The sequence below is a fragment of the Streptomyces sp. TG1A-8 genome (genome assembly GCF_030499535.1).
Lineage (GTDB): Bacteria > Actinomycetota > Actinomycetes > Streptomycetales > Streptomycetaceae > Streptomyces.
Window position 1 is genome coordinate 6,454,564 of the sequence record NZ_JASTLB010000001.1, and the last position, 20,214, is coordinate 6,474,777.

The following is a 20,214-nucleotide window of genomic DNA, read 5'->3' on the forward strand; positions in this document are numbered from 1 at the left end:
CGCCTAGCGTCGGGCGCATGAACCACGCCCTGACCGCCACGGCCGCCGGCTTCGGCACCGGCCTGTCCCTGATCGTCGCCATCGGCGCCCAGAACGCCTTCGTCCTGCGGCAGGGGGTGCGCCGCGACGCCGTCCTCGCCGTCGTCGGCATCTGCGCCCTGTCCGACGCGGTGCTCATCGCGCTGGGCGTCGGCGGGGTCGGCGCGGTGGTGACCGCCTGGCCCGGCGCGGTGCGGGTGGTCGGGATCGTCGGCGGTGCGTTCCTGCTGTGCTACGGCGCCCTCGCCGTGCGCCGGGTCCTCAGGCCCGGCGCCGGCCTGCGCGCACAGGGCGAGGCGTCGGGCTCGCGCAGGAGGGCGGTCCTCACCTGCCTGGCGATGACCTGGCTCAACCCGCACGTCTACCTGGACACGGTGTTCCTGCTCGGTTCCCTCGCCGCCGACCGCGGCCCGCTGCGCTGGACCTTCGGGCTCGGCGCCGCGCTCGCGAGCCTGTGCTGGTTCGCGGCCCTCGGCTTCGGCGCCCGGCTGCTCGGCCGGGTGCTGGCCGGACCCACCGCCTGGCGGGTCCTGGACGGCCTCGTCGCCGCCACCATGCTCGGCCTCGGCGGCATGCTCGTCGCCGGATCCTGAGCCGGACCGGATCCCGGGACGGCCGGTTCCGGCGCCCGCGGGAGGTGCTGAGATAGTGGACCGCGAATCGAAAGATGTATCGAGCAACCAGGGATCCCGTGGACACGAGCGAGAGCAGTACCGCCCCCGGCACCGGCGACGCCGAGGCACCGGACCCGCCCCGGCACGGCTGGCGGCGCTGGGCGATGGACACCCGCCCGCTGCAGATCCCCGCCTTCCGCCGCCTGTGGTCCTCCACGATCGTCACCGCCGTCGGCAGCCAGCTCACCGCCGTCGCCGTCCCCAAGCAGATCTACGACATCACCCACTCCTCGGCCTGGGTCGGCTACGCCAGCCTCGCCGGACTGGTGCCGATGGTGGTGTTCGCGCTGTGGGGCGGGGCGGTCGCCGACACGGTGGACCGGCGCAAGCTGCTCCTGGTCACCAACTGCGGCATCGCGGTGACCTCGCTGCTCTTCTGGGCCCAGGCCGCCGCCGGCCTCGACTCCGTCGTCGTGCTGATGGTGCTGCTCGCCGCGCAGCAGGCCTTCTTCGGCCTGAACGCCCCGGCCCGCAACGCCTCCATCGCCCGCCTGGTCCCGGCCGGACAGCTGCCCGCCGCGAACGCGCTCGGCTCGACGGTGATGCAGACCGGCTTGGTGGCGGGGCCGCTGCTGGCCGGCGTGCTCATCCCCGTCATCGGGTTGCCGGAGCTGTACCTGATCGACGCCCTGGCCCTGTGCGTGACGGTGTGGGCGGTGTTCCGGCTGCCCGCCCTGCCGCCGCTCGGCGAGGGGCCCGCCCGCCGGGCCGGGGTCCGGGAGATCGCGGCCGGGTTCCGCTACATCTCCGGGCGCAAGGTGCTGTTGCTGTCCTTCCTCGCCGACATCGTCGCCATGGTGTTCGGCATGCCCCGCGCCCTGTTCCCGCAGTTGGCCGCGCAGACCTACGCCTCCTGGGGCGAGGGGCTCGCGCTCGGCGTGCTGTTCGCCGGCATCCCGGTGGGCGCGGTGCTCGGCGGCCTGTTCTCCGGTGTCTTCTCGCGGGCGCGGCGGCACGGCTGGATGGTCATCGGCGCGGTCGTCGGCTGGGGCGCGGCCATCGCCGGCTTCGGTCTGAGCGGGAACCTCTGGGCGGCCCTGTTCTTCCTCGCCGCCGCCGGGGTGGCCGACATGATCTCCATGGTCTTCCGCGGGGCGATCCTGCTGTCCGCCGCGACCGACGAGATGCGCGGCCGGATGCAGGGCGTGTTCACGGTGGTCGTCGCGGGCGGCCCGCGCCTGGCCGACGTGCTGCACGGCACCGCGGGCTCGGCGTTCGGACCCCGTGCCGCCGTGGCGGGCGGCGGAGCGCTGGTGGTCGTGGTGATGCTGGCGCTGGCCTTCGCGGTCCCGGCGCTGCGCCGGTACCGGATCTGAGGCGGGGCCTACAGCGGCCCGCGGCGGCGCAGCGCGTACTGGTCCATCAGTTTGCCGCGGGTCGCCTCCAGCCGGTGGGCGAGGATCTCGGCGACCGTCCGCACCAGGGACAGGCCGAGCAGCGGGTCCTCCACGCACAGCGCGAGCACCGACGGCCCGTCGAACTCGTAGGCCCGTACGTTGCTGAAGGCCACCGCCCCGAAGTCCCACCGGTACGGCGGGAACAGCCAGGACCAGCCGAGCAGGTCCCCCGCCCCGAGGGTGGCCACCGTGAGCCGCTGCCGTGTGGTGACCTCCTGGTCGAGGGAGACGGCGCCCGAGCGGATCACCCAGAAGCGGTCGGCGGTGCCGCCCGACTCGAAGATCCGGGCGTCCTCCGCGAAGGAGACCTCCTCGGCCAGTTCCATGAGGCGCTCGCGCTGCGCCTGGGGGAGGGCGGTCAGCAGTTTGATGGCTTGGGTCATGGGACGGGGCTCCTCGCCGGCGGCGGTCCGGGTGCATTCCCTTGCGTCCATTGGAGCCGCTGCCGGCGTCCCGGGCACCTCGGGGCGGAGCGCTTTTCGCAGGAGGGCCGTGCGGGCGGGAGAAAGCCCTGGCTGGACGGGGGAAACCAGCCAGGGCCGCAAGCGGTGGTGAGGGAGGACGGTTCCGGCCGACCCCGTCACCACGTATGGATGAAGAATAAACCACCCCGCGGGAAGGCGCGCAACCCGAAACGGGTCACATGGCCCGGTTTTCGCCGGTGTCCGTGCCGGACGTCCTCCCCGGCGAGACGATCTCCTCCAGCACCCGCAGCACCGCCTCGTAGGCCCGCGCCCGCGTGAGCGCCTCCCGCGCCCCTTCGGGGTCGGTCGCCACAAGGCCCTGTGCCCGTTCCTGCCAGGCCCGTTCCTCCTGGGCCGCGCGGTCCCTGCCCCGCCGGATGCGCCGCAGGAGTTCGTCGGAGTCCACCACATCGCTCATGTCCCGCGGATACCCGGTCCGCGCCCGGTGATGGCAGCGGTACCCACGGTGTTTGACGACGCCCCCAGGGGTCAGTCGAAAAGGAGGGACCCGGCAAAACGGGCACGACTCGGGAAGGGGAGGGAAGGGATGTGCGAGCACCAACGGGCCGGCGCGGCGGCGGACGCTCGCGAGCCGTGCCGGACGCTGTCGTGGCGGCCCGCCGACGCGCGCAGGGCGGTCGAGCACGAGGTGGCCGAGCACTGTACCGCCTGTGCCATTCCCTGCGGCGCGCAGGCGCTGGAGGACGCCCTGCTGGTCGCCTCTGAGCTCACCACCAACGCCATCCTGCACGGCGGCGGGATCACCGGCTTCGACGTCGACGTGGACCCCGGCGGCGTCCGCGTGTCGGTGTGCGACCGCAGTGACGACGTGCCGGTGGCCGCCGCCCCCGTGGACGAGCGGGGCCGCTTCCGGCCCGGTGGGCGCGGCTGGCCCATCGTGTGCCGGCTGGCCCGGGACGTCAGGGTGGCCGGCCTGCCCTGCGGCGGCAAACGGATCACGGCCGTCGTGCCGCTGCGCTGAGAGCGGTGGCGGAAGTTCCGGATGCGGCGTTTGCCGCTTGGGGGCAAGGGCAGACGGAATTTCGTGCTTCGGACCGGAGGCGCGCGCCCAGCGGGACGGCGAGACCTGCTGCGGGCCCCCTTCCGGCGGGCCCGGCAAGTCCCCTCCCGCGGCGAACCCTGACAGCACCGTTCGGGCCGTGCCCGGAACCCCCGTTCCGGCCGTGCCCTGAAACCACCGTTCAGGAGCGATTCCGCATGCTGACCGACATGTCGACAAACCGTCCCGGCACGCCTGACCGCACCGCCCCCGCCGCCTCCCCGCGGCGGACGCACGACGACGCCCCCGACACCGCGACGCTCTTCGCGCGGATGGCGGAACTGGAGGACGGCCCGGAACGGGAAGCCGTGCGCGACAAGCTGGTGACGGCCTGGCTGCCCATGGCCCACCGGATCGCCGGCCGCTTCCGCGACCGCGGGGAGTCGGTGGAGGATCTGCGGCAGGTGGCCGCCCTCGGACTGGTCAAGGCCATCGACCGGTTCGACCCCTCCCGCGGCGCCTTCGAGAGTTATGCCGTGCCCACCATCACCGGTGAGGTCAAGCGGCACTTCCGGGACCGCATGTGGGCCCTCCGGGTGCCCCGCCGCGTCCAGGAACTGCGCAACCGCGTCCGCGTGGCCCGCCGTGAACTGACGCAGAACCCCGGCTCCCCCGAACCCACCGCCGCCGACATCGCGGCCCACACCGGCCTCACCGAGGAGGAGGTCGCCGCGGGCCTGGAGGCGCTGGAGAGCTTCAGCACCCTCTCCCTGGACGCCGAGCTGGCCGGCGGCGACGACGGCTACAGCCTCGCCGACACTCTCGGTGCCGCCGACTCCTCGTTCGACACCGTCGTGGACCGCGAGGCCGCGAAGGAGGGTCTGCGCCGGCTGCCCGAGCGGGAGCGGGCCATCCTCTACATGCGCTTCTTCGAGGACATGACGCAGAGCCGGATCGCCGACCGGCTCGGCATCTCCCAGATGCACGTCTCCCGCCTCATCAGCCGCAGCTGCGCCCGCGTCCGCGACGAGGTGCTCGGCCAGCGGCCCGGCGGCGGCCGTACCGCCCCCTGACCACCGTCGTCCGACCGAGGAGTCCCCACCAGATGCTCAAGCCGCACCCCGCCACCCTGCGCACACTCGTCGAGGCCTACGAGACGCTGCTCGCCGAGGAGACGCTCGCCGGAGTGGCGGAGCCCAGCCCCCGCCTGCGCGACCTGGCCTACACCCTGTGCGTGTCCACCGGCACCCGCGAGGTGACGGACGCCCTGGACACCGCCCACGCCCACCTCGCCGCGACCACGCCGGCGCACCGGTCCGCGCCGCCGGTCACCGCGGTCCGGCCCCGGCGCGCCACGGCCGTGCGGCGGACCGGGCCCGTCGTCGCCGCGGGCCTCGCCGCGTCGGCCGACGCGACGGACTGACCGCCCCGCCGCGGCGTCCCCGCCTTCCTACTTCCCCGGCTCCGGTCCGGCACCCAGCGGCCGGGCCAGGCCCGAGACCGCCTCGTCCAGACGCTGCAGGTGCCGCAGCACCCGGTCGGTGACCCGGCCGTAGCGCGGGGCGCGCAGGGTTCCCGGCTCCAGCATCGACGCGATGCTGGGGCCGGTCTCGATCACGGCGGTGGACCCCGGGTCGGCGACGTGCGCGGCGATCGTCCCGATGTTGTGCACGATCCGCCCGCCGGCACCGCGCAGCCGCGGATCCGCCGCTATCGAGGGGTGCGCCGGCAGCAGTTCGGCGGTGGCCGCCAGCGAACGCCCGTGGTACGCGCACGTCTCCAGCAGCGCCACGACGTACCGGGCGGTGTCCCGGCGCGAGCGCAGCGGTGTGATCGGGTGGGTGAGCGGCTGGGTGGCGGCGCGCAGGTCGGCCAGCGCCTGATCCAGGTGGCGCGCCCTGTCCACCAGGTCGCCCGGCGCCCCGCCGCTCAGCTGGTCCACCGAAGCCCGCGTCACGTCCGCCAGCCGCTCCAGGACGTCGACGAGGAGGTCGTTGGTGCGCCGGTCGGTGCGGACCGGCAGCACCACCGCGGCCGCGATCACCCCGCAGGCCGCGCCCAGCGCCGTCTCCTCCACCCGCAGCAGCAGCACCGCCGTGCTGTAGGTGTGCAGCAGCGTGTACAGCAGCCCCAGCATCGCCGTCACGAAGAACGACATCAGCGTGTAGGACAGGGGAGCGGTGTAGAACATCGCGAAGATGAACACCAGCACCAGCGCGAACGCCGTCCAGGTGTGGTGCCCGACCAGTCCCGCGAGCACGATGCCGGCCGCCACGCCGAGGACCGTGCCCACCAGCCGGCGGTAGCCCTTCACCAGGATCTCGCCGGTGGAGGCGGTGTTGATGAACACGATCCAGCACGTGAGGACCGCCCAGTACCAGCGCTGGCTGGACAGCAGTTCACCGCCGACGATGGCCAGCGAGGAGCCGACCGCCACCTGCACGGCGGCCCGGGTGGTGGGCCGCCGCAGCCCGGTCTCCTCCGGCTGCCCGTCCCCGCCGTCCTCGCTCACCTCGATGGCGGCGTCCTCGGCGTCCAGTTCCTCCCGGGAGCGGGCCGTCGCGGGGGTGTCGTCGGACTCGTCCTGCGGCCCGTCCATGGCGATCCGCAGCCCGAGCACGGCCCGCGCGGCCTCACCGAGACCCCGGAAGACGTCCTGCACGGCCGGTGAGGCCTTCGGCAGCCTGTCCTCCTCGCGGTAGCCGAGCAGCCGGTTGCGGATCTGCGCCAGCGCCGTGCCCGAGGCCTCGCCGGACGGTCGCAGCACCAGCAGGCGCAGCGCCCGCAGGTCCCGGCACAGGACGGCCGACGCCTCGTCCCGCAGGGGCAGTTCGCCGCCCGAGGGCAGGGGAGCACCGGGCAGGTGCAGGGTGAGCGTGTCCGTCCGCTCGGCACTGCGCGCGGTGAGCAGCAGCAGCACCAGGCGCTCGGCGGCGATCTCGGCGTCCGCGATCCGGCGCTGCAGCAGCCGGGCCACCGCCCCGTCGGAGGTGCCGTCCTCCAGCCTGCCCTGGATCATCAGTGCCGTCTCGTGCAGCCGGGCGGTACCCGTGCGCAGGTCCTCCAGGACCTTCTCCACGTCGTCCGGGCCGGCGTCCAGCAGCGCGGCCTGGGCGGCGATCAGCTGGCCGAGCCGGGCGCGGAAGGCCCGCCGCAGCCGGTCCAGGGTGCCGGCCGGGGTCTGCGGCAGCAGCACGAAGCGGGCGGCGGCGCTGCAGCCGAACGCCACGGCCACCACGCCGTACAGGGCCGGCAGCACCGAGGTGGTCGCCTGTACGAACAGGGACAGGAAGTAGACCTGGAAGCCGATCAGGCCCAGTGCCGTTCCCCGGTCACCGAAGCGGCGGCCGTAGACCGCGCAGAAGATGAGGCCGACGAAGAACAGGTCGCCCGCGACGACCCGTTGGTTCAGCAGCGCGCCCACCGTCACCGAGGCCAGCGCCACGGGCAGGCCCAGGGCGAGGGTGACGGCCTGCCGGGAGGGCTGCTTCTCGCGGACGGCGAAGGTCGCGACCATCGCCGCCATCGCCCCCGCCACGAGCTGCGGCACCGGGACCCGCAGCAGGGCCAGCACCGCCAGCGCCAGGGCGATGGCGACCACCGTGCGCAGCCCGGCGGTGAGCCGGAGCAGCCCGGGATCGGACGCCGCGAGCCGGTCCCACATCCGTACCCGTGCCGTCCGTCCCACTGTCCTCACGCCGCCGCGCTCTCTCCCGTGCCGGAAATGGATCTGGGCCCAGCATCGCACGGTGCCGCCGGGCGGCCGGGGCCGGTCCGGTCGGGGAAGCAGCCCGCCGGGCCCGGCACGGTCCCCGCGGCCGTGTCCGGGTGGTCCCTTCGCGGGACGTCCTCGTGGTCACCGGCCGGAACCGCCGGTCCGGCGGCGGTTCCGGCGGACCGGACGGTCCGGGTCGCATCAGGGGCTCTCGACGGCCGCGCCCCGCACCCGGGCCCGCACCTCCTCCGGCGTCAGGTAGGCGTCCGTGAACTCGAAGTCCTTCAGCCGGGCGGGCTTGCGGGCCTGGAAGCCGGTGCGGACGAAATCGTCGCCCGCGACCGCGTTCAGCATCCAGTTGGTCATCACACGGGTCTTGGCCACGTTGGTGCGCAGCGCCGACCAGTGGTAACCACGGGCCACCGCCTGGGCCGGCACCCCGCGCAGTTCCAGGCCGAGCGGCTTGGACACGGCGTCCTTGCCGCCGAGGTCGACGACGAGCCCCAGGTCCTTGTGGACGTACGGCTGCATCGGCTGGTTGCGCAGGGTCGCGATGACGTTGTCGGCGACCTTCCGGCCCTGACGCATGGCGTGCTGGGCGGTGGGCGGGCAGACCGCGCCCTCCTGTCCCTTGGCCTGGTCGGGCACCGCCGCCGCGTCGCCGAGCGCGAACACCCCGTCGTGACCCGGCAGACACATCCTCTCGGTCACCGCCAGCCTGCCGCGGACGGTCTCCGCGCCCAGCGTGGCGATCAGCGGGCTCGCGACCACACCGGCCGTCCAGATCAGGGTCCGCGTCGGCACCACCCGGCCGTCGGTGAAGGTGACCTCCTCCGGGCCCGCCTTGGCGATCGAGACGCCGAGCGAGATGTCGATGCCGCGCCGCCGCAGGATCTCCTGGGCGCTGCGGCCGAGCTTGTCGCCCAGTTCGGGCATCAGTTTCGGCGCGACGTCGATCAGGTGCCACTTGATGAGGCCCGGGTCCAGCCGCGGGTAGCGCTGGACCGCCGCATGGGTGAGCCGCTGCAGGCAGGCCGCGGTCTCGGTGCCGGCGTATCCGCCGCCGACCACCACGAACTGCAGCCGCGAGGCCCGCTCCGCCGGATCGTCACTGGCGTCGGCCAGGTCGAGCTGGGCGATGACGTGGTCGCGGATGTACGCCGCCTCGGCGAGCGTCTTCATCCCGAAGGCGTGCTCGGTCAGCCCCGGGATGTCGAAGGTCCGGGTCACGCTGCCCGGCGCCAGCACGATGTAGTCGTACCGCTCGTTGACGATCTTGTCGGTGATGGTGCGGACGACGCAGACCTTGGACTTCAGGTCCACGCCGATCGCGCCACCGGGGATGATGCGGGTGCGGTACCTGCTGCTGCGCCGCAACGACAGGGCGATCGACTGCGGCGTCAGCACGCCGGAGGCGACCTGGGGCAGCAGCGGGAGGTAGAGCTGGTAGGCGAACGGCGTCACCAGGGTGACGTCCGCCTCGTCGGGGCTGAGTTTCCGCTCCAGACGGCGGACGCACTCGACTCCGGCAAAGCCTGCGCCCACCACCAGGATCCTGGGTCGTGTCACGGTGTTCATCCCTTTCTGCGGCTCCGGGCGGTCCGACTCGACGCCGTCCGCATGCCCGGGAAAGCGCTGCGCACCACACCGGTGCCACCGCGCCCCGGGCCGTTGCGCCGGCCGGACGCGGCAGGCGGACGGACGTGCGGGCACCGGCCCGTTCCTGCACGGACGGGAGTAACCCGATTCCGCACGGATACACGCGGGCCGGACGGGTCACCAGGGCAGGAAGACGTGGATGTCCTTGCCGTGGTCCTCCACCACCACGCTGACCTGGTCGCACAGGGTGTGCACCAGGTGCCAGCCGATGCCGCCGCCGCCCGTGCTCGGGTGGAAGGGCCGCGGCTCGGGCCGGGCGGTGCTGGTGTCGTGCATGGTCACGTGCACGCCGTCGAAGGTGCGGCGCATCTGCAGACCGAAGGGCCCGGGGGCGTACTGGACGGCGTTGGCGGCCAGTTCCGTGACGACCAGGAGGATGTCGTCCCAGTACTCGGGCTGTCCGGGCGGCGAGTCCCGTGCGAGGGCACCGAGGAACTCCTCCGCGGCGAGCCGCGCGCCCGTGACGTTGCGCAGTTCGCCCGGGAAGGAGAATGCGCGCTCATAGCTCTCCTCCGAGGGCGGTGTGTCGTCCCAGCGCGGCTCCGTCGGCATCTCGCCTTCCCCGGCCCCGGACGGTGCCGGGCCGGCGGGGCCCGTGCGACCGGAGCGGTCGTCGTTCCTGATCACTTCAAGGCTGCGGGTTCCCACAGCCGGGCCGGCTTACTCGTCCGCGTTGGCGACCCGGTCCGTTCCCGGCGCCGTTCACCGGAACATGTCGTCCGGTTCGTCCCGGTCGGTCGGTTCCCACCGGGCCGGACGCCGCCCGGCGCGGGGCCGGGCTTCGTACATCGCGTCGATCTCGGCGGCGTGGTGGCGCACCACGGCGCCCCGGCGCACCTTCATGGACGGCGTCAGCAGTCCGCCGTCCGGGGCGAACGGTTCCCGCAGGACGCGGTGGACCCTGATGGACTCCGAGCGGGACACCGCGCTGTTGACCGAGGCGACCGCCCGCGCGCTCTCCTCCCGCAGCGCGTTGTCCTCGCGCGCCTCCCGCCCCGCCGAGTCACCCTGCAGCGCCAGGGCGGCCCGCCAGTGGGCGAGGAAGTCCGGGTCGAGGGTGATCAGGGCCCCCACGCACGGCCGACCGTCGCCGACGACAACCGCCTGGTGGACCAGCGGGTGCATGCGCAGCCGCTGCTCCAGCGGGGCCGGCGCCACCGTCGTGCCGCCGCTGGTGACGAGGACGTCCTTCTTGCGGTCGGTGATGGTCAGATGGCCCTCGGCGTCCAGCCGCCCGATGTCCCCGGTGGCCAGCCAGCCGCCGCGCAACGCGGCCCGCGCCCGGCCCTCGTCGCCCAGGTAGCCGTGGAACACCGACGGGCCGCGCACCAGGATCTCCCCGTCCTCGGCCACCCTGATCTCGGTGCCCGGCAGCGGCCGGCCCACGGTGCCCGATTTCTCCCGGCCCAGCGGCTGCGTGGTGATCCCGCCGGACGTCTCCGTCAGCCCGTACCCGTCGTGGAGGTACGGGCCGATGCCCTCGAAGAACAGGGACAGCTCCCGGCCGAGCGAGGAGCCGCCCGACGTGCCGCGCACCGCACGCCCGCCGAGCGCCGCCCGCAGCCCCCGGTACACCGTCCGTTCGTACAGGGCGTGCTGCAGCCGCAGGTCCAGCCCGGGTCCCGGCCCGGTGCCCAGCCGGCGGCGCTCCTCCGCCCGGGCGAAGTCCCGCGCGGTCCGCGCCGCCCGCTCGAAGAGGCTGTCGGCCAGCGCGCCCGTCAGCGGCGGGACGGCCGCCGGAGCGAGGGCGTCGTCGCGCATGCGCTGCTCCCGGGGGTACGGAGGGTGGCTCCGCCGGCCGACTCCGCCGTCGGCGGCTCGAATGTGGCCCAGCCGGGTGCGATCGGCGCGGGGATGGGGAGAAGTCGTGATCGACTGATGATCCCGGCGTGTTCGGGGGACTCGGGGGCCATGACCCACGTCAATCCCGATCCGGAGCCCGAACGCACCACCGGCCTGGAGCCCGGCGGCGGAGTCCCGCCCGGCGAAACCCCGCCCGCCGAGAGCAGCATGCCCGAGGCCGGCCCCCGCGAGACGCACAATCCGCCCAAGGGCTGGGCCAAGGCGCCGCTGACGCTGATCCTCGTCCTCGTCGTCCTGGTCGCGGCCTTCTTCCTGGTCTACGCCCTGACCCTGATCATGTGACCCGGCGGGGCGCACGATCAGGCGTCCCCGCCCGCCGGACCGCCCGGAAGGACCTCACTCCTGGGTGTTGCGGACGCACTCGGTGACGACGTCCCGCAGGCTGCCGGTGCGCTCCAGCAGGAGCCGCTGCTCCCGGGCGCCGTTGCCGCGCCGCAGCAACTGCGCCACCGCCTCCTCGGCCCGGGCCGCGTCCCCGCTCCCGCCGAGCGCGTCCCCGGTGTGCTCCAGCAGCGAGCGCAGCACCTCGGAGGCGGGCCGGGGCCGCATGGTCACCGGGTCGAGCAGGTCCTGCTCCAGGCCGCAGCGGTGGGCCTGCCAGGCGGCCAGCCGCAGCAGGCTCACGCTGTGGTCGAGCGGCGGGCGGCCGGCCCGCCAGTCCCGCGCGGCCGTCTCCACCAGGGCGCGGGCCAGCGTGGCCACCAGGACGGCGGTGTCCGCGCGCAGGCACACGTCGGCCACCCGGATCTCCACCGTCGGATAGGTGGCGGACAGCCGGGCGTCGAAGTACACCATCGCCTGGTCCAGGATGACGCCGGTGCCGACCATGTCCGCCACCTGCCGGTGGTACCGCTCGGCCGTCTGGAACAGCTCCGTCGGCCCGGCCGACGGCCAGCGCCCCCACACCCGGCTGCGGTAACTGGCGTACGAGGTGTCCCGCCCCTGCCAGAAGGGGGAGTTGGCGCTGATCGCCGCCAGCACCGGCAGCCACGGGCGGATGCGGTCGACGACCGCGACGCCCTCCTCGTCGGACTCCACGGACACGTGGACGTGGCACCCGCACACCAGTTGCTCCTGGGTGGCGATGCCGTACTGCTCGGCCATCCACCGGTAGCGGTCGTTCATGCTGATGGAGGGGCTGACCGGCAGCGGGGAGGTGGCGAGCGCGGCGACCGTGCAGCCGAGCTCGCCGGCGTGCCGGGCCGCTTCCTTGCGGCAGCGCACGATCTCCGCGCCGAGGTCCGCCATCTCCGACTGCGGATGCGTGGCGAACTCCAGCATCTGCCCGTACAGCTCCTTCTCGAAGACGTCCTGCTCGGGGTCGTCCTGGGCCGCGCGGGCCAGGACGGCCGCCGACAGCGCCTTCGGGTCGCCGCTGTCCGGATCGACCAGGAGGAGTTCCTCCTCCACTCCGACGGTGCGCACGTGGTCCCGCCCTTCTGTCCGTGCCACGGGGGCAGTCCGGTCTGTACGACCCGCCTGCCCCCCGCGGGGCGCGCGACACCTGGACGGGATCAGGGCGGGGGCGCCAGCCAGACCGTGGCGAGCGGCGGCAGGGTGAGCCGGAGGAACCCGTCCTCGGGTTCGAGCGCCCCCGGCCCGCCGACGGCGACACCGCCGCCGCCGTAGCGCGGGTCGTCGGTGTTCAGCGCCTCCTGCCAGGCGGGGGCCTCTTCGGGGACCCACAGGCGGTAGTCCTCGCGGACGACGGGGGAGAAGTTCGACACGGCCAGGACCGGGGAGCCGTCGGTGTCGAACCGGAGGAAGGCGAACACGTTGTCGTCCGCCGCGTCGCACAGCACCCACCGGAAGCCGCCCGGATCGGTGTCGCGCCGCCACAGCGCCGGTGTCGCCCGGTACACCGTGTTCAGGTCCCGCACGAGATCCCGCACGCCCCGGTGGTCACCCGCGGCGCAGTGGCCCCCGTCGAGCAGCCACCACTCCGGTCCGTGCACCTCGGACCACTCGGCGCCCTGGGCGAACTCCTGGCCCATGAAAAGCAGTTGCTTGCCCGGGTGGGCCCACATGAAGCCGAGGTAGGCGCGCTGGTTGGCCCGCCGCTGCCACCAGTCGCCGGGCATCTTCGACACGAGGGACCGCTTGCCGTGGACGACCTCGTCGTGCGAGATCGGCAGGACGTAGTTCTCGCTGTGGGCGTACACCATCGAGAAGGTCATCTCGTGGTGGTGGTACCTGCGGTGCACCGGCTCCTTCCGGACGTACCGGAGCGAGTCGTGCATCCAGCCCATGTTCCACTTCAGGCCGAACCCGAGCCCGCCCGCGTCCGTCGGCCGGGTCACCCCCTCCCACGCGGTGGACTCCTCGGCGATGGTCACCACGCCCGGGCAGCGCCGGTAGACGGTGGCGTTCATCTCCTGCAGGAAGGCGACCGCGTCCAGGTTCTCCCGGCCGCCGAACTCGTTGGGCGCCCACTGGCCCGGCCCGCGCGAGTAGTCGAGGTAGAGCATGGAGGCGACGGCGTCCACGCGCAGCCCGTCGATGTGGAACTCCTCGCACCAGTAGACGGCGTTGGCGACCAGGAAGTTGCGCACCTCGGTGCGGCCGAAGTCGAACTCGTACGTCCCCCAGTCCGGGTGCTCCGCCCGCCGGGAGTCCCCGGGCTCGTACAGCGGGTCCCCGTCGAACCGGGCCAGCGCCCAGTCGTCCTTGGGGAAGTGCGCGGGCACCCAGTCCATGATCACGCCGATGCCGGCCCGGTGCAGCGCGTCGACGAGGTACCTGAAGTCGTCCGGGGGACCGAGCCGGGACGTCGGCGCGTAGTAGGAGGTGACCTGGTAGCCCCAGGAGCCGCCGAAGGGGTGCTCGGCGACCGGCATCAGCTCCACGTGCGTGAAGCCCATCTCCTTGACGTACGCGGGCAGCTGGTCGGCGAGCTGGCGGTAGGTCAGGCCCGGCCGCCAGGACGGCAGGTGGACCTCGTACACCGAGAACGGCGCCTCGTGCACGGGCGTGTCGCCCCGGTGCGCCATCCACCGCGCGTCGCCCCACTCGTAGTGCGACGCCGTGACGACGGACGCCGTGGCGGGCGGCACCTCCGTGCGCCGGGCCATCGGGTCCGCCTTCAGGAACCGGTCGCCGTGCCGGGAGGTGATCTCGAACTTGTAGCGGGCGCCCTCGCCGACCCCGGGCAGGAACAGCTCCCACACGCCGGACGCGCCGAGCGATCGCATCGGGTGCTGCGTGCCGTCCCAGTACGTGAAGTCCCCGGTCACCCGCACTCCCCGGGCGTTCGGCGCCCACACGGTGAACCGGGTGCCCGCCACGCCCTGGTGCGTCATGGGCTCGGCGCCGAGCGCCCGCCACAACTGCTCGTGCCGGCCCTCGCGGATCAGGTGGAGGTCCAGCTCGCCGAGGGCGGGCAGGAACCGGTACGGGTCCTCCACCTCCAGCTCGCCGTCGTCGTAGGACGCCACCAGCGTGTACGGCGGGACCCGCGGGTGGGGCAGGAGGGCGGCAAAGAGCCCGCCGCCCTCGGGCGCGAGGCGGTGGCGCGTGCCGTCGACGAGGACGTCCACCGCACGGGCGTTCGGCCGCAGCGCCCGCACTAGGGTGCCGCCCGGCGCCGGGTGGGCGCCCAGCAGGGCGTGCGGGTCGTGGTGGGCGCCGGCGAGCAGCCGGTCGCGGTCGGCGGGGTCGAGGGGCCCGGCCGGGGGCGGGAGGGGACCCGCCGGCTCGGGCGGTGACGTGTCGCGCAGTGCCACGACCTCAGCCTCCCCACACGGCGAGCCGCTCGATCGCGGCCATCGGGACCGGCAGCCAGTCCGGCCGGTGCCTCGCCTCGTACAGCACCTCGTACACCGCCCTGTCCGTCTCGTGCGCGCGCAGCAGCGCGTGCTTCTTGCGCGGGTCCCAGCCGGCCCGGGCCGCGTAGCCCGCGCAGAACGCCTCCCGGCAGCGGCGGGCCCACTCCGGCCGCCAGGGGCGGCGCTGCCGGGCCGCGTAGTCGAAGGAGCGCAGCATCCCGGCCACGTCCCGCACCGGTGACTGCGCGGCCCGCCGCTCGGCGAGCGGCCGGGAGGGCTCGCCCTCGAAGTCGATGACGAACCAGTCCCGCCCGGCCCGCAGCACCTGCCCGAGGTGCAGGTCGCCGTGGATGCGCTGGGCGGGCGGCCCGGTGTCGCAGGTGGCCAGCGCCCCGAACGCGGCGCGCAGCCCGGGGGCGAAGGGCCGCAGTGCGGGGACGGCGTGCACGGCCGCGTCCAGCCGCGCGCACATCGCCTCCGCCGTACGGCCGTTCCGGCCCTGTCCGGCTGGCGGGAACGCCTCGGCCAGCGCGAGGTGCACCTCGGCCGTGGTCCGGCCCAGTTCGCGGGCCTCGGCGGTGAAGTCGTCGCCCGCCGCGAGCGCCCGCAGCGCCAGCGTCCAGCCGTCGGCGGCGTCGGGCAGGAACGGCTGCAGGACGCCCAGGGTGGCCGGGCGCGGCGCGGCCGTGCTGAACCAGGCCACCGGCGCCGGCACCCGGGTGCAGCCCTGCGCGGCCAGTGCTCCCGGCACCTCCAGGTCCGGGTTGACGCCGGACTGGATGCGGCGGAACACCTTCAGGATGTACGCGTCGCCGTAGACGATCGAGGAGTTGGACTGTTCGGCGTCCAGCAGCCGCGGCGGCAGTCCGCCGGGCACGTGGGCGGCCGGGTCGGCCCCGAAGCGCAGCGGGCCCGCCGTGCCCGGCTGCCGCAGCCGTTCCAACAGCAGATGGGCCGAGCGCGGGTCCTGCAGGGCGTCGTAGACCGCGAGGCCGGCCAGCGGGCCCTCCTGCGCGCGGCCGAGGAACGCCCGCTCCAGCCGCGGCGCGGACCGCTCGCGCAGACCGAGCAGCAGCTGGTAGCAGTCGCCGGGCGGGGGAGCGCCGCCGGGGGCGGGCACCGGCGCGTGCCCGGCGTGGACCAGCAGGTGCAGACAGCCCGGGAACAGCTCCGTCACGGACAGCACCGACAGGTCCGTGACGGGCCGGTCCTTGCCCGCGAACCAGCGCTGCCGGGGCAGCCAGTCGCGCAGCAGCCCGCCCAGCGAGGCCAGGGGCCGGTCGACGCCGGCCGCGGCTCTCGGGCGGAGGGTGATGGTCTTCGGCATGGTGACGCGTCCTTCCCTCGGTGCCGGGCGCTCAGCGGCGGCGGCCGGTGCGGGATGCGACTCGGGTGAGCCGGAACCAGTAGAAGCCGTGGCCCGCGAGGGTCAGCAGGTAGGGCAGCTCGCCGATGGCGGGGAAGCGCACCCCGCCGATCAGCTCGACCGGGTGCCGGCCGTCGTAGGCCCGCAGATCGAGTTCGGTGGGCTGTGCGAAGCGTGAGAAGTTGTGCACGCACAGCACCAGGTCGTCGCCGTGCTCGCGCAGGAAGGCGATCACCGCGGGGTTGGAGGACTGCAGTTCGGTGTAGGAGCCCAGGCCGAAGGCGGGGTTCTGCTTGCGGATCTCGATCATGCGCCGTGTCCAGTGCAGGAGGCTGGAGGGGGAGGCCATGGAGGCCTCGACGTTGGTGACCTGGTAGCCGTAGACCGGGTCCATGATCGCGGGGAGGAAGAGGCGTCCGGGGTCGCAGGAGGAGAAGCCGGCGTTGCGGTCGGGCGTCCACTGCATGGGGGTGCGCACGGCGTCGCGGTCGCCGAGCCAGATGTTGTCGCCCATGCCGATCTCGTCGCCGTAGTAGAGGATCGGCGAGCCGGGCAGGGACAGCAGCAGGGCGGTGAACAGCTCGATCTGGTTGCGGTCGTTGTCCAGCAGGGGGGCGAGGCGGCGGCGGATGCCGATGTTGGCGCGCATCCGCGGGTCCTTGGCGTACTCGGCCCACATGTAGTCGCGTTCTTCGTCGGTGACCATTTCGAGGGTCAGCTCGTCGTGGTTGCGCAGGAAGATGCCCCACTGGCAGCTGGAGGGGATCGCGGGGGTCTTGGCGAGGATCTCCGAGACGGGGTAGCGGGACTCGCGGCGCACGGCCATGAAGATGCGCGGCATGACGGGGAAGTGGAAGGCCATGTGGCACTCGTCGCCGCCGGAGCGGTAGTCGCCGAAGTAGTCGACCACGTCCTCCGGCCACTGGTTGGCCTCCGCCAGCAGCACGGTGTCCGGGTACATCGCGTCGATCTCGCGGCGGACGCGTTTGAGGAAGGCGTGCGTGGCGGGCAGGTTCTCGCAGTTGGTGCCCTCCTGCGCGTAGAGGTAGGGGACCGCGTCGAGCCGGAACCCGTCGATGCCGAGGTCCAGCCAGAACCGCAGGGCGGCCAGGACCTCCTCCTGCACGGCCGGGTTCTCGTAGTTCAGGTCCGGCTGGTGGGAGAAGAAGCGGTGCCAGAAGTACTGCTTGCGCACCGGGTCGTACGTCCAGTTGGAGACCTCGGTGTCGACGAAGATGATCCGTGCGTCCTGGTACTGCTTGTCGTCGTCGGCCCAGACGTAGTAGTCGCCGTAGGGGCCCTCCGGGTCGCGCCGGGACTCCTGGAACCACGGGTGCTGGTCGCTGGTGTGGTTCATGACGAAGTCGATGATCACGCGCATGCCGCGCTGGTGGGCGGCGTCGACGAACTCCACGAAGTCGGCGAGGTCGCCGAACTCGGGCAGGACGGCGGTGTAGTCGGAGACGTCGTAGCCGCCGTCGCGCAGGGGGGACTGGAAGAAGGGCGGCAGCCACAGGCAGTCCACGCCCAGCCACTGCAGGTAGTCCAGCTTGGCGGTCAGGCCCCTGAGGTCGCCGACGCCGTCGCCGTCGCTGTCCTGGAAGGAGCGCACCAGGACCTCGTAGAAGACGGCGCGCTTGAACCAATCCGGGTCCCGGTCCTTGACGGGGGTGTCCTCGAACGTGTCCGGCACGGGGTCGTTGACAGTCATGGCGCTGAGGGCCCTCCGATCTGCGGCGTCGATCGCCGGACGTGGAGCACGTGCGCCGGCGCCCTGCCCGGGGTGAGGCGCACGTAATTGGTCCTGCCCCAGCGGTAGGTCTCACCGGTCAGTCCGTCGTGCACGGACAGGGCGGCGTCCGGGCCGAGGCCGAGCTGCGGCATGTCCAACGAGACCCAGGCTTCCCGGGTGTGGTGCGGGTCGAGGTTGACGACCACGATGACCGTGTCCGCTCCCGTGCTCTTGCTGTAGGCGAGCACGGCGTCGTTGTCGGTCGGGTGGAAACGGAGGTTCCGCAGGCGCTGCAGCGCCGGGTGCTGCCGGCGCAGGGCGTTGAGCCGGGTGATGAGGGGGGCGATGGTGCGGCCCTCGCGGGCGGCGGCTTCCCAGTCGCGGGGTTTGAGCTGGTACTTCTCGGAGTCGAGGTATTCCTCGCTGCCCTCGCGCAGCGGGGTGTTCTCGCACAGTTCGTAGCCGCTGTAGATGCCCCAGGCCGGGGAGAGGGTGGCGGCCAGTACGGCGCGGACCTCGAAGGCGGGCCGGCCGCCGTGCTGGAGGTAGGCGTGCAGGATGTCGGGGGTGTTGGGGAAGAGGTTCGGCCGCATGTAGGCCGCCGCCTCCCCGGACAGCTCGGTGAGGTACTCCGTCAGTTCCTGCTTGGTGTTGCGCCAGGTGAAGTAGGTGTAGGACTGCTGGAAGCCGATCTGGGCCAGGGTGTGCATCATCGCGGGCCGGGTGAAGGCCTCGGCCAGGAAGATCACGTCCGGGTCGGTGCGGTTGACCTCGCCGATGACCCGTTCCCAGAAGACCACCGGCTTGGTGTGGGGGTTGTCCACGCGGAAGATCCGCACCCCGTGCGCCATCCAGTGGCGCAGGATCCGCACCGTCTCGCGCACCAGGCCGTCCATGTCGGCGTCGAAGGCGACGGGGTAGATGTCCTGGTACTTCTTGGGCGGGTTCTCGGCGTGGGCGATGGTGCCGTCGCAGCGGTGGTGGAACCACTGGGGGTGCTTGTCCACCCAGGGGTGGTCGGGGGAGCACTGCAGGGCGAAGTCCAGGGCGATCTCCAGGCCCAGCTCGCGGGCGCGGGCGACGAAGCGGTCGAAGTCCTCCAGCGTGCCCAGCGCGGGGTGGACGGCGTCGTGGCCGCCCTCGGGGGAGCCGATCGCCCAGGGCACGCCGACGTCGTCGGGGCCGGCGGTGAGGGTGTTGTTCGGGCCCTTGCGGAAGGTGGTGCCGATGGGGTGGACGGGGGGCAGGTAGACGACGTCGAAGCCCATCCCGGCGATGGCCGGCAGCCGGCGGGCGGCGGTGCGGAAGGTGCCGTGGGGCTGCTCGGCGGTGCCCTCGGAACGGGGGAAGAACTCGTACCACGAGCCGTACAGCGCCCGCTCGCGCTCGACCAGCAGCGGCATCGGGTCGGAGGCGGTGACCAGCTCCCGCAGCGGGTGACGGGCCAGCACCTCCACCACCCCCGGCGCCAGCGCCGCCGCGAAACGCGCCGGCACCGGCAGCCGGTCGTCGCCGAGCGTCCGCGCGGCGGTGAGGACCAGGTCCCGTCCGGGCCCCTTCGGCACGCCGGCGGCCGCGCGCTCGTGGAGTTCGGCGCCCTCCTCCAGGACCAGGCCGGTGCCGGTCCCGGCCGGGACCTTGACCTCCGCGCGGTGCCGCCAGGTGGTGACCGGGTCCGACCACGCCTCCACCCGGAAGGTCCAGCGGCCGGTGGTGTCCGCGGTGACCTCCGCGCCCCAGACGTCGCTGCCCGGGGACAGCTCCCGCATCGGCGTCCAGGGGCCGCGCCGGCCCCCGGGATCCCGCAGGACGACGTTCGCGCCCACCGCGTCGTGCCCCTCCCGGAACACCGTGGCGGTGACCTGGAAGGCCTCCCCGGCCACCGCCTTCGCCGGACGCCTGCCGCACTCCACGGCGGGCCGGACGTCGCGTACCGGTACGCGTCCGATGGCCGGGGTCCTGCGCATGGATCTCACCTCCACCGTGCGCGGAGCCCGGCTCCGCGATCCGAGTGCACGGGCGGCGGCTGCCGTCCCGTGGGAAACGCGAGTGCGGTGCCGGGTCAGGGACTCGGCGCCGCGGACCGCCGTTCGGGTGGCGGGGCCCGCCTGGCCCTGCGGCTCGGCTGCGGCCGTCCGTCCTGCTCGCGCAGGTAGGTGACCGGGTTGGTACGCAGGTACCGCTCGGCGGCGTCGGCCGCCTCCCGGGCGCATCGCTTTCCCATCAGCACGCACAAGGTGTAGCCCGAGTCCTCGAAGGCGGCCCGGACCGTGCGGTCGCGGGGCGAGGCGAGCATCACGCGCTCCCACGCCCGGTAACGCCGCAACTGCCGGGCCACTTCGGCCTTGGCGGGGAGCAGCATGACCCTCTTCACCTTCCACGCTCTCGACTGGGCGCGTTCCCGACGGTCGGGTGGCGTCCGCGCACGGAAGGGCGCGGAACCGTTACGGCGATCGAGGCTTTCACCCATGGTGCACGGACGGCGACGCAACGTCCTGTTAGACCTTCAACCACCCGGCCATCCGGGTCCTCGTGTTGCAC

The 20,214-nt window shown here is 73.5% G+C and carries 17 protein-coding genes and 1 pseudogene; 6 read left to right on the forward strand and 12 right to left on the reverse strand.

Features of this window, described 5'->3' with window-relative positions; translation table 11 throughout:
* The first annotated feature begins 17 nt into the window (after positions 1–17).
* A complete protein-coding gene (locus QQY24_RS28585) occupies positions 18–632 on the forward strand; it encodes a LysE/ArgO family amino acid transporter (RefSeq protein ID WP_301975598.1) in 615 nt (204 codons plus the stop codon).
* A 74-nt stretch (positions 633–706) separates the two neighbouring features.
* Positions 707–2,029 carry an MFS transporter gene (locus QQY24_RS28590; protein ID WP_301975599.1) on the forward strand — a complete coding sequence of 441 codons (1,323 nt, stop codon included), beginning with the start codon at positions 707–709 and terminating at the stop codon, positions 2,027–2,029.
* A gap of 8 nt (positions 2,030–2,037) precedes the next feature.
* Here the strand turns inward: QQY24_RS28590 and QQY24_RS28595 are convergent, their stop codons facing one another.
* On the reverse strand, positions 2,038–2,493 hold the full coding sequence (locus tag QQY24_RS28595; RefSeq protein WP_301975600.1) for a cyclic nucleotide-binding domain-containing protein: 456 nt from the start codon (positions 2,491–2,493) through the stop codon (positions 2,038–2,040).
* 256 nt (positions 2,494–2,749) lie between these two features.
* Positions 2,750–2,992, reverse strand: coding sequence for a hypothetical protein (locus QQY24_RS28600; RefSeq protein WP_301975601.1), 243 nt, complete (start codon positions 2,990–2,992; stop codon positions 2,750–2,752).
* Positions 2,993–3,121: 129 nt separating this feature from the next.
* On the opposite strand from QQY24_RS28600, the gene QQY24_RS28605 reads away from it, so the two are divergent.
* From QQY24_RS28605 to QQY24_RS28615, 3 genes are all read left to right on the forward strand, one after another.
* On the forward strand, positions 3,122–3,556 hold the full coding sequence (locus QQY24_RS28605; RefSeq protein WP_301975602.1) for an ATP-binding protein: 435 nt from the start codon (positions 3,122–3,124) through the stop codon (positions 3,554–3,556).
* Positions 3,557–3,792: 236 nt separating this feature from the next.
* Entirely contained in the window at positions 3,793–4,647 is an 855-nt protein-coding gene (locus QQY24_RS28610; RefSeq protein ID WP_301975603.1) for an RNA polymerase sigma factor SigF, read from the forward strand.
* A gap of 32 nt (positions 4,648–4,679) precedes the next feature.
* Positions 4,680–4,997, forward strand: a complete 318-nt coding sequence (locus QQY24_RS28615) for a DUF5133 domain-containing protein (protein ID WP_301975604.1) — start codon at positions 4,680–4,682, stop codon at positions 4,995–4,997.
* Between the two features lie 27 nt (positions 4,998–5,024).
* Here the strand turns inward: QQY24_RS28615 and QQY24_RS28620 are convergent, their stop codons facing one another.
* The 4 genes and pseudogenes from QQY24_RS28620 to QQY24_RS28635 all read right to left on the reverse strand — a co-directional run.
* On the reverse strand, positions 5,025–7,238 hold the full coding sequence (locus tag QQY24_RS28620; RefSeq protein ID WP_301976379.1) for an FUSC family protein: 2,214 nt from the start codon (positions 7,236–7,238) through the stop codon (positions 5,025–5,027).
* Between the two features lie 252 nt (positions 7,239–7,490).
* Positions 7,491–8,867, reverse strand: a complete 1,377-nt coding sequence (locus QQY24_RS28625) for an NAD(P)/FAD-dependent oxidoreductase (RefSeq protein WP_301975605.1) — start codon at positions 8,865–8,867, stop codon at positions 7,491–7,493.
* Positions 8,868–9,065: 198 nt separating this feature from the next.
* The gene (locus QQY24_RS28630; RefSeq protein WP_301975606.1) at positions 9,066–9,500 is read right to left on the reverse strand and encodes an ATP-binding protein; all 435 of its coding nucleotides are present in this window, start codon (positions 9,498–9,500) and stop codon (positions 9,066–9,068) included.
* A 150-nt stretch (positions 9,501–9,650) separates the two neighbouring features.
* Positions 9,651–10,649, reverse strand: a pseudogene (locus QQY24_RS28635) (long-chain fatty acid--CoA ligase); the annotation flags it as partial.
* A gap of 210 nt (positions 10,650–10,859) precedes the next feature.
* Between QQY24_RS28635 and QQY24_RS28640 the strand changes: the two are divergent.
* Entirely contained in the window at positions 10,860–11,093 is a 234-nt protein-coding gene (locus tag QQY24_RS28640) for a DUF6480 family protein (RefSeq protein ID WP_301975607.1), read from the forward strand.
* A gap of 54 nt (positions 11,094–11,147) precedes the next feature.
* On the opposite strand, the gene QQY24_RS28645 is transcribed toward QQY24_RS28640, so the two are convergent.
* From QQY24_RS28645 to QQY24_RS28670, 6 genes are all read right to left on the reverse strand, one after another.
* Positions 11,148–12,236: a glutamate--cysteine ligase gene (locus QQY24_RS28645; RefSeq protein WP_301975608.1), complete on the reverse strand. Its 1,089-nt coding sequence runs from the start codon at positions 12,234–12,236 to the stop codon at positions 11,148–11,150.
* Between the two features lie 89 nt (positions 12,237–12,325).
* Positions 12,326–14,533 carry a 1,4-alpha-glucan branching enzyme gene (gene glgB, locus QQY24_RS28650; RefSeq protein WP_301975609.1) on the reverse strand — a complete coding sequence of 736 codons (2,208 nt, stop codon included), beginning with the start codon at positions 14,531–14,533 and terminating at the stop codon, positions 12,326–12,328.
* Positions 14,534–14,537: 4 nt separating this feature from the next.
* A complete protein-coding gene (locus QQY24_RS28655; RefSeq protein WP_301975610.1) occupies positions 14,538–15,902 on the reverse strand; it encodes a maltokinase in 1,365 nt (454 codons plus the stop codon).
* A 31-nt stretch (positions 15,903–15,933) separates the two neighbouring features.
* Entirely contained in the window at positions 15,934–17,652 is a 1,719-nt protein-coding gene (gene treS / locus QQY24_RS28660) for a maltose alpha-D-glucosyltransferase (RefSeq protein WP_301975611.1), read from the reverse strand.
* Positions 17,649–19,640, reverse strand: a complete 1,992-nt coding sequence (locus QQY24_RS28665; RefSeq protein WP_301975612.1) for an alpha-1,4-glucan--maltose-1-phosphate maltosyltransferase — start codon at positions 19,638–19,640, stop codon at positions 17,649–17,651. The genes treS and QQY24_RS28665 overlap by 4 nt, the downstream gene beginning before the upstream one ends.
* 95 nt (positions 19,641–19,735) lie before the next feature.
* Positions 19,736–20,035 carry a DUF5133 domain-containing protein gene (locus QQY24_RS28670; protein WP_301975613.1) on the reverse strand — a complete coding sequence of 100 codons (300 nt, stop codon included), beginning with the start codon at positions 20,033–20,035 and terminating at the stop codon, positions 19,736–19,738.
* Between the last annotated feature and the right edge of the window lie 179 nt (positions 20,036–20,214).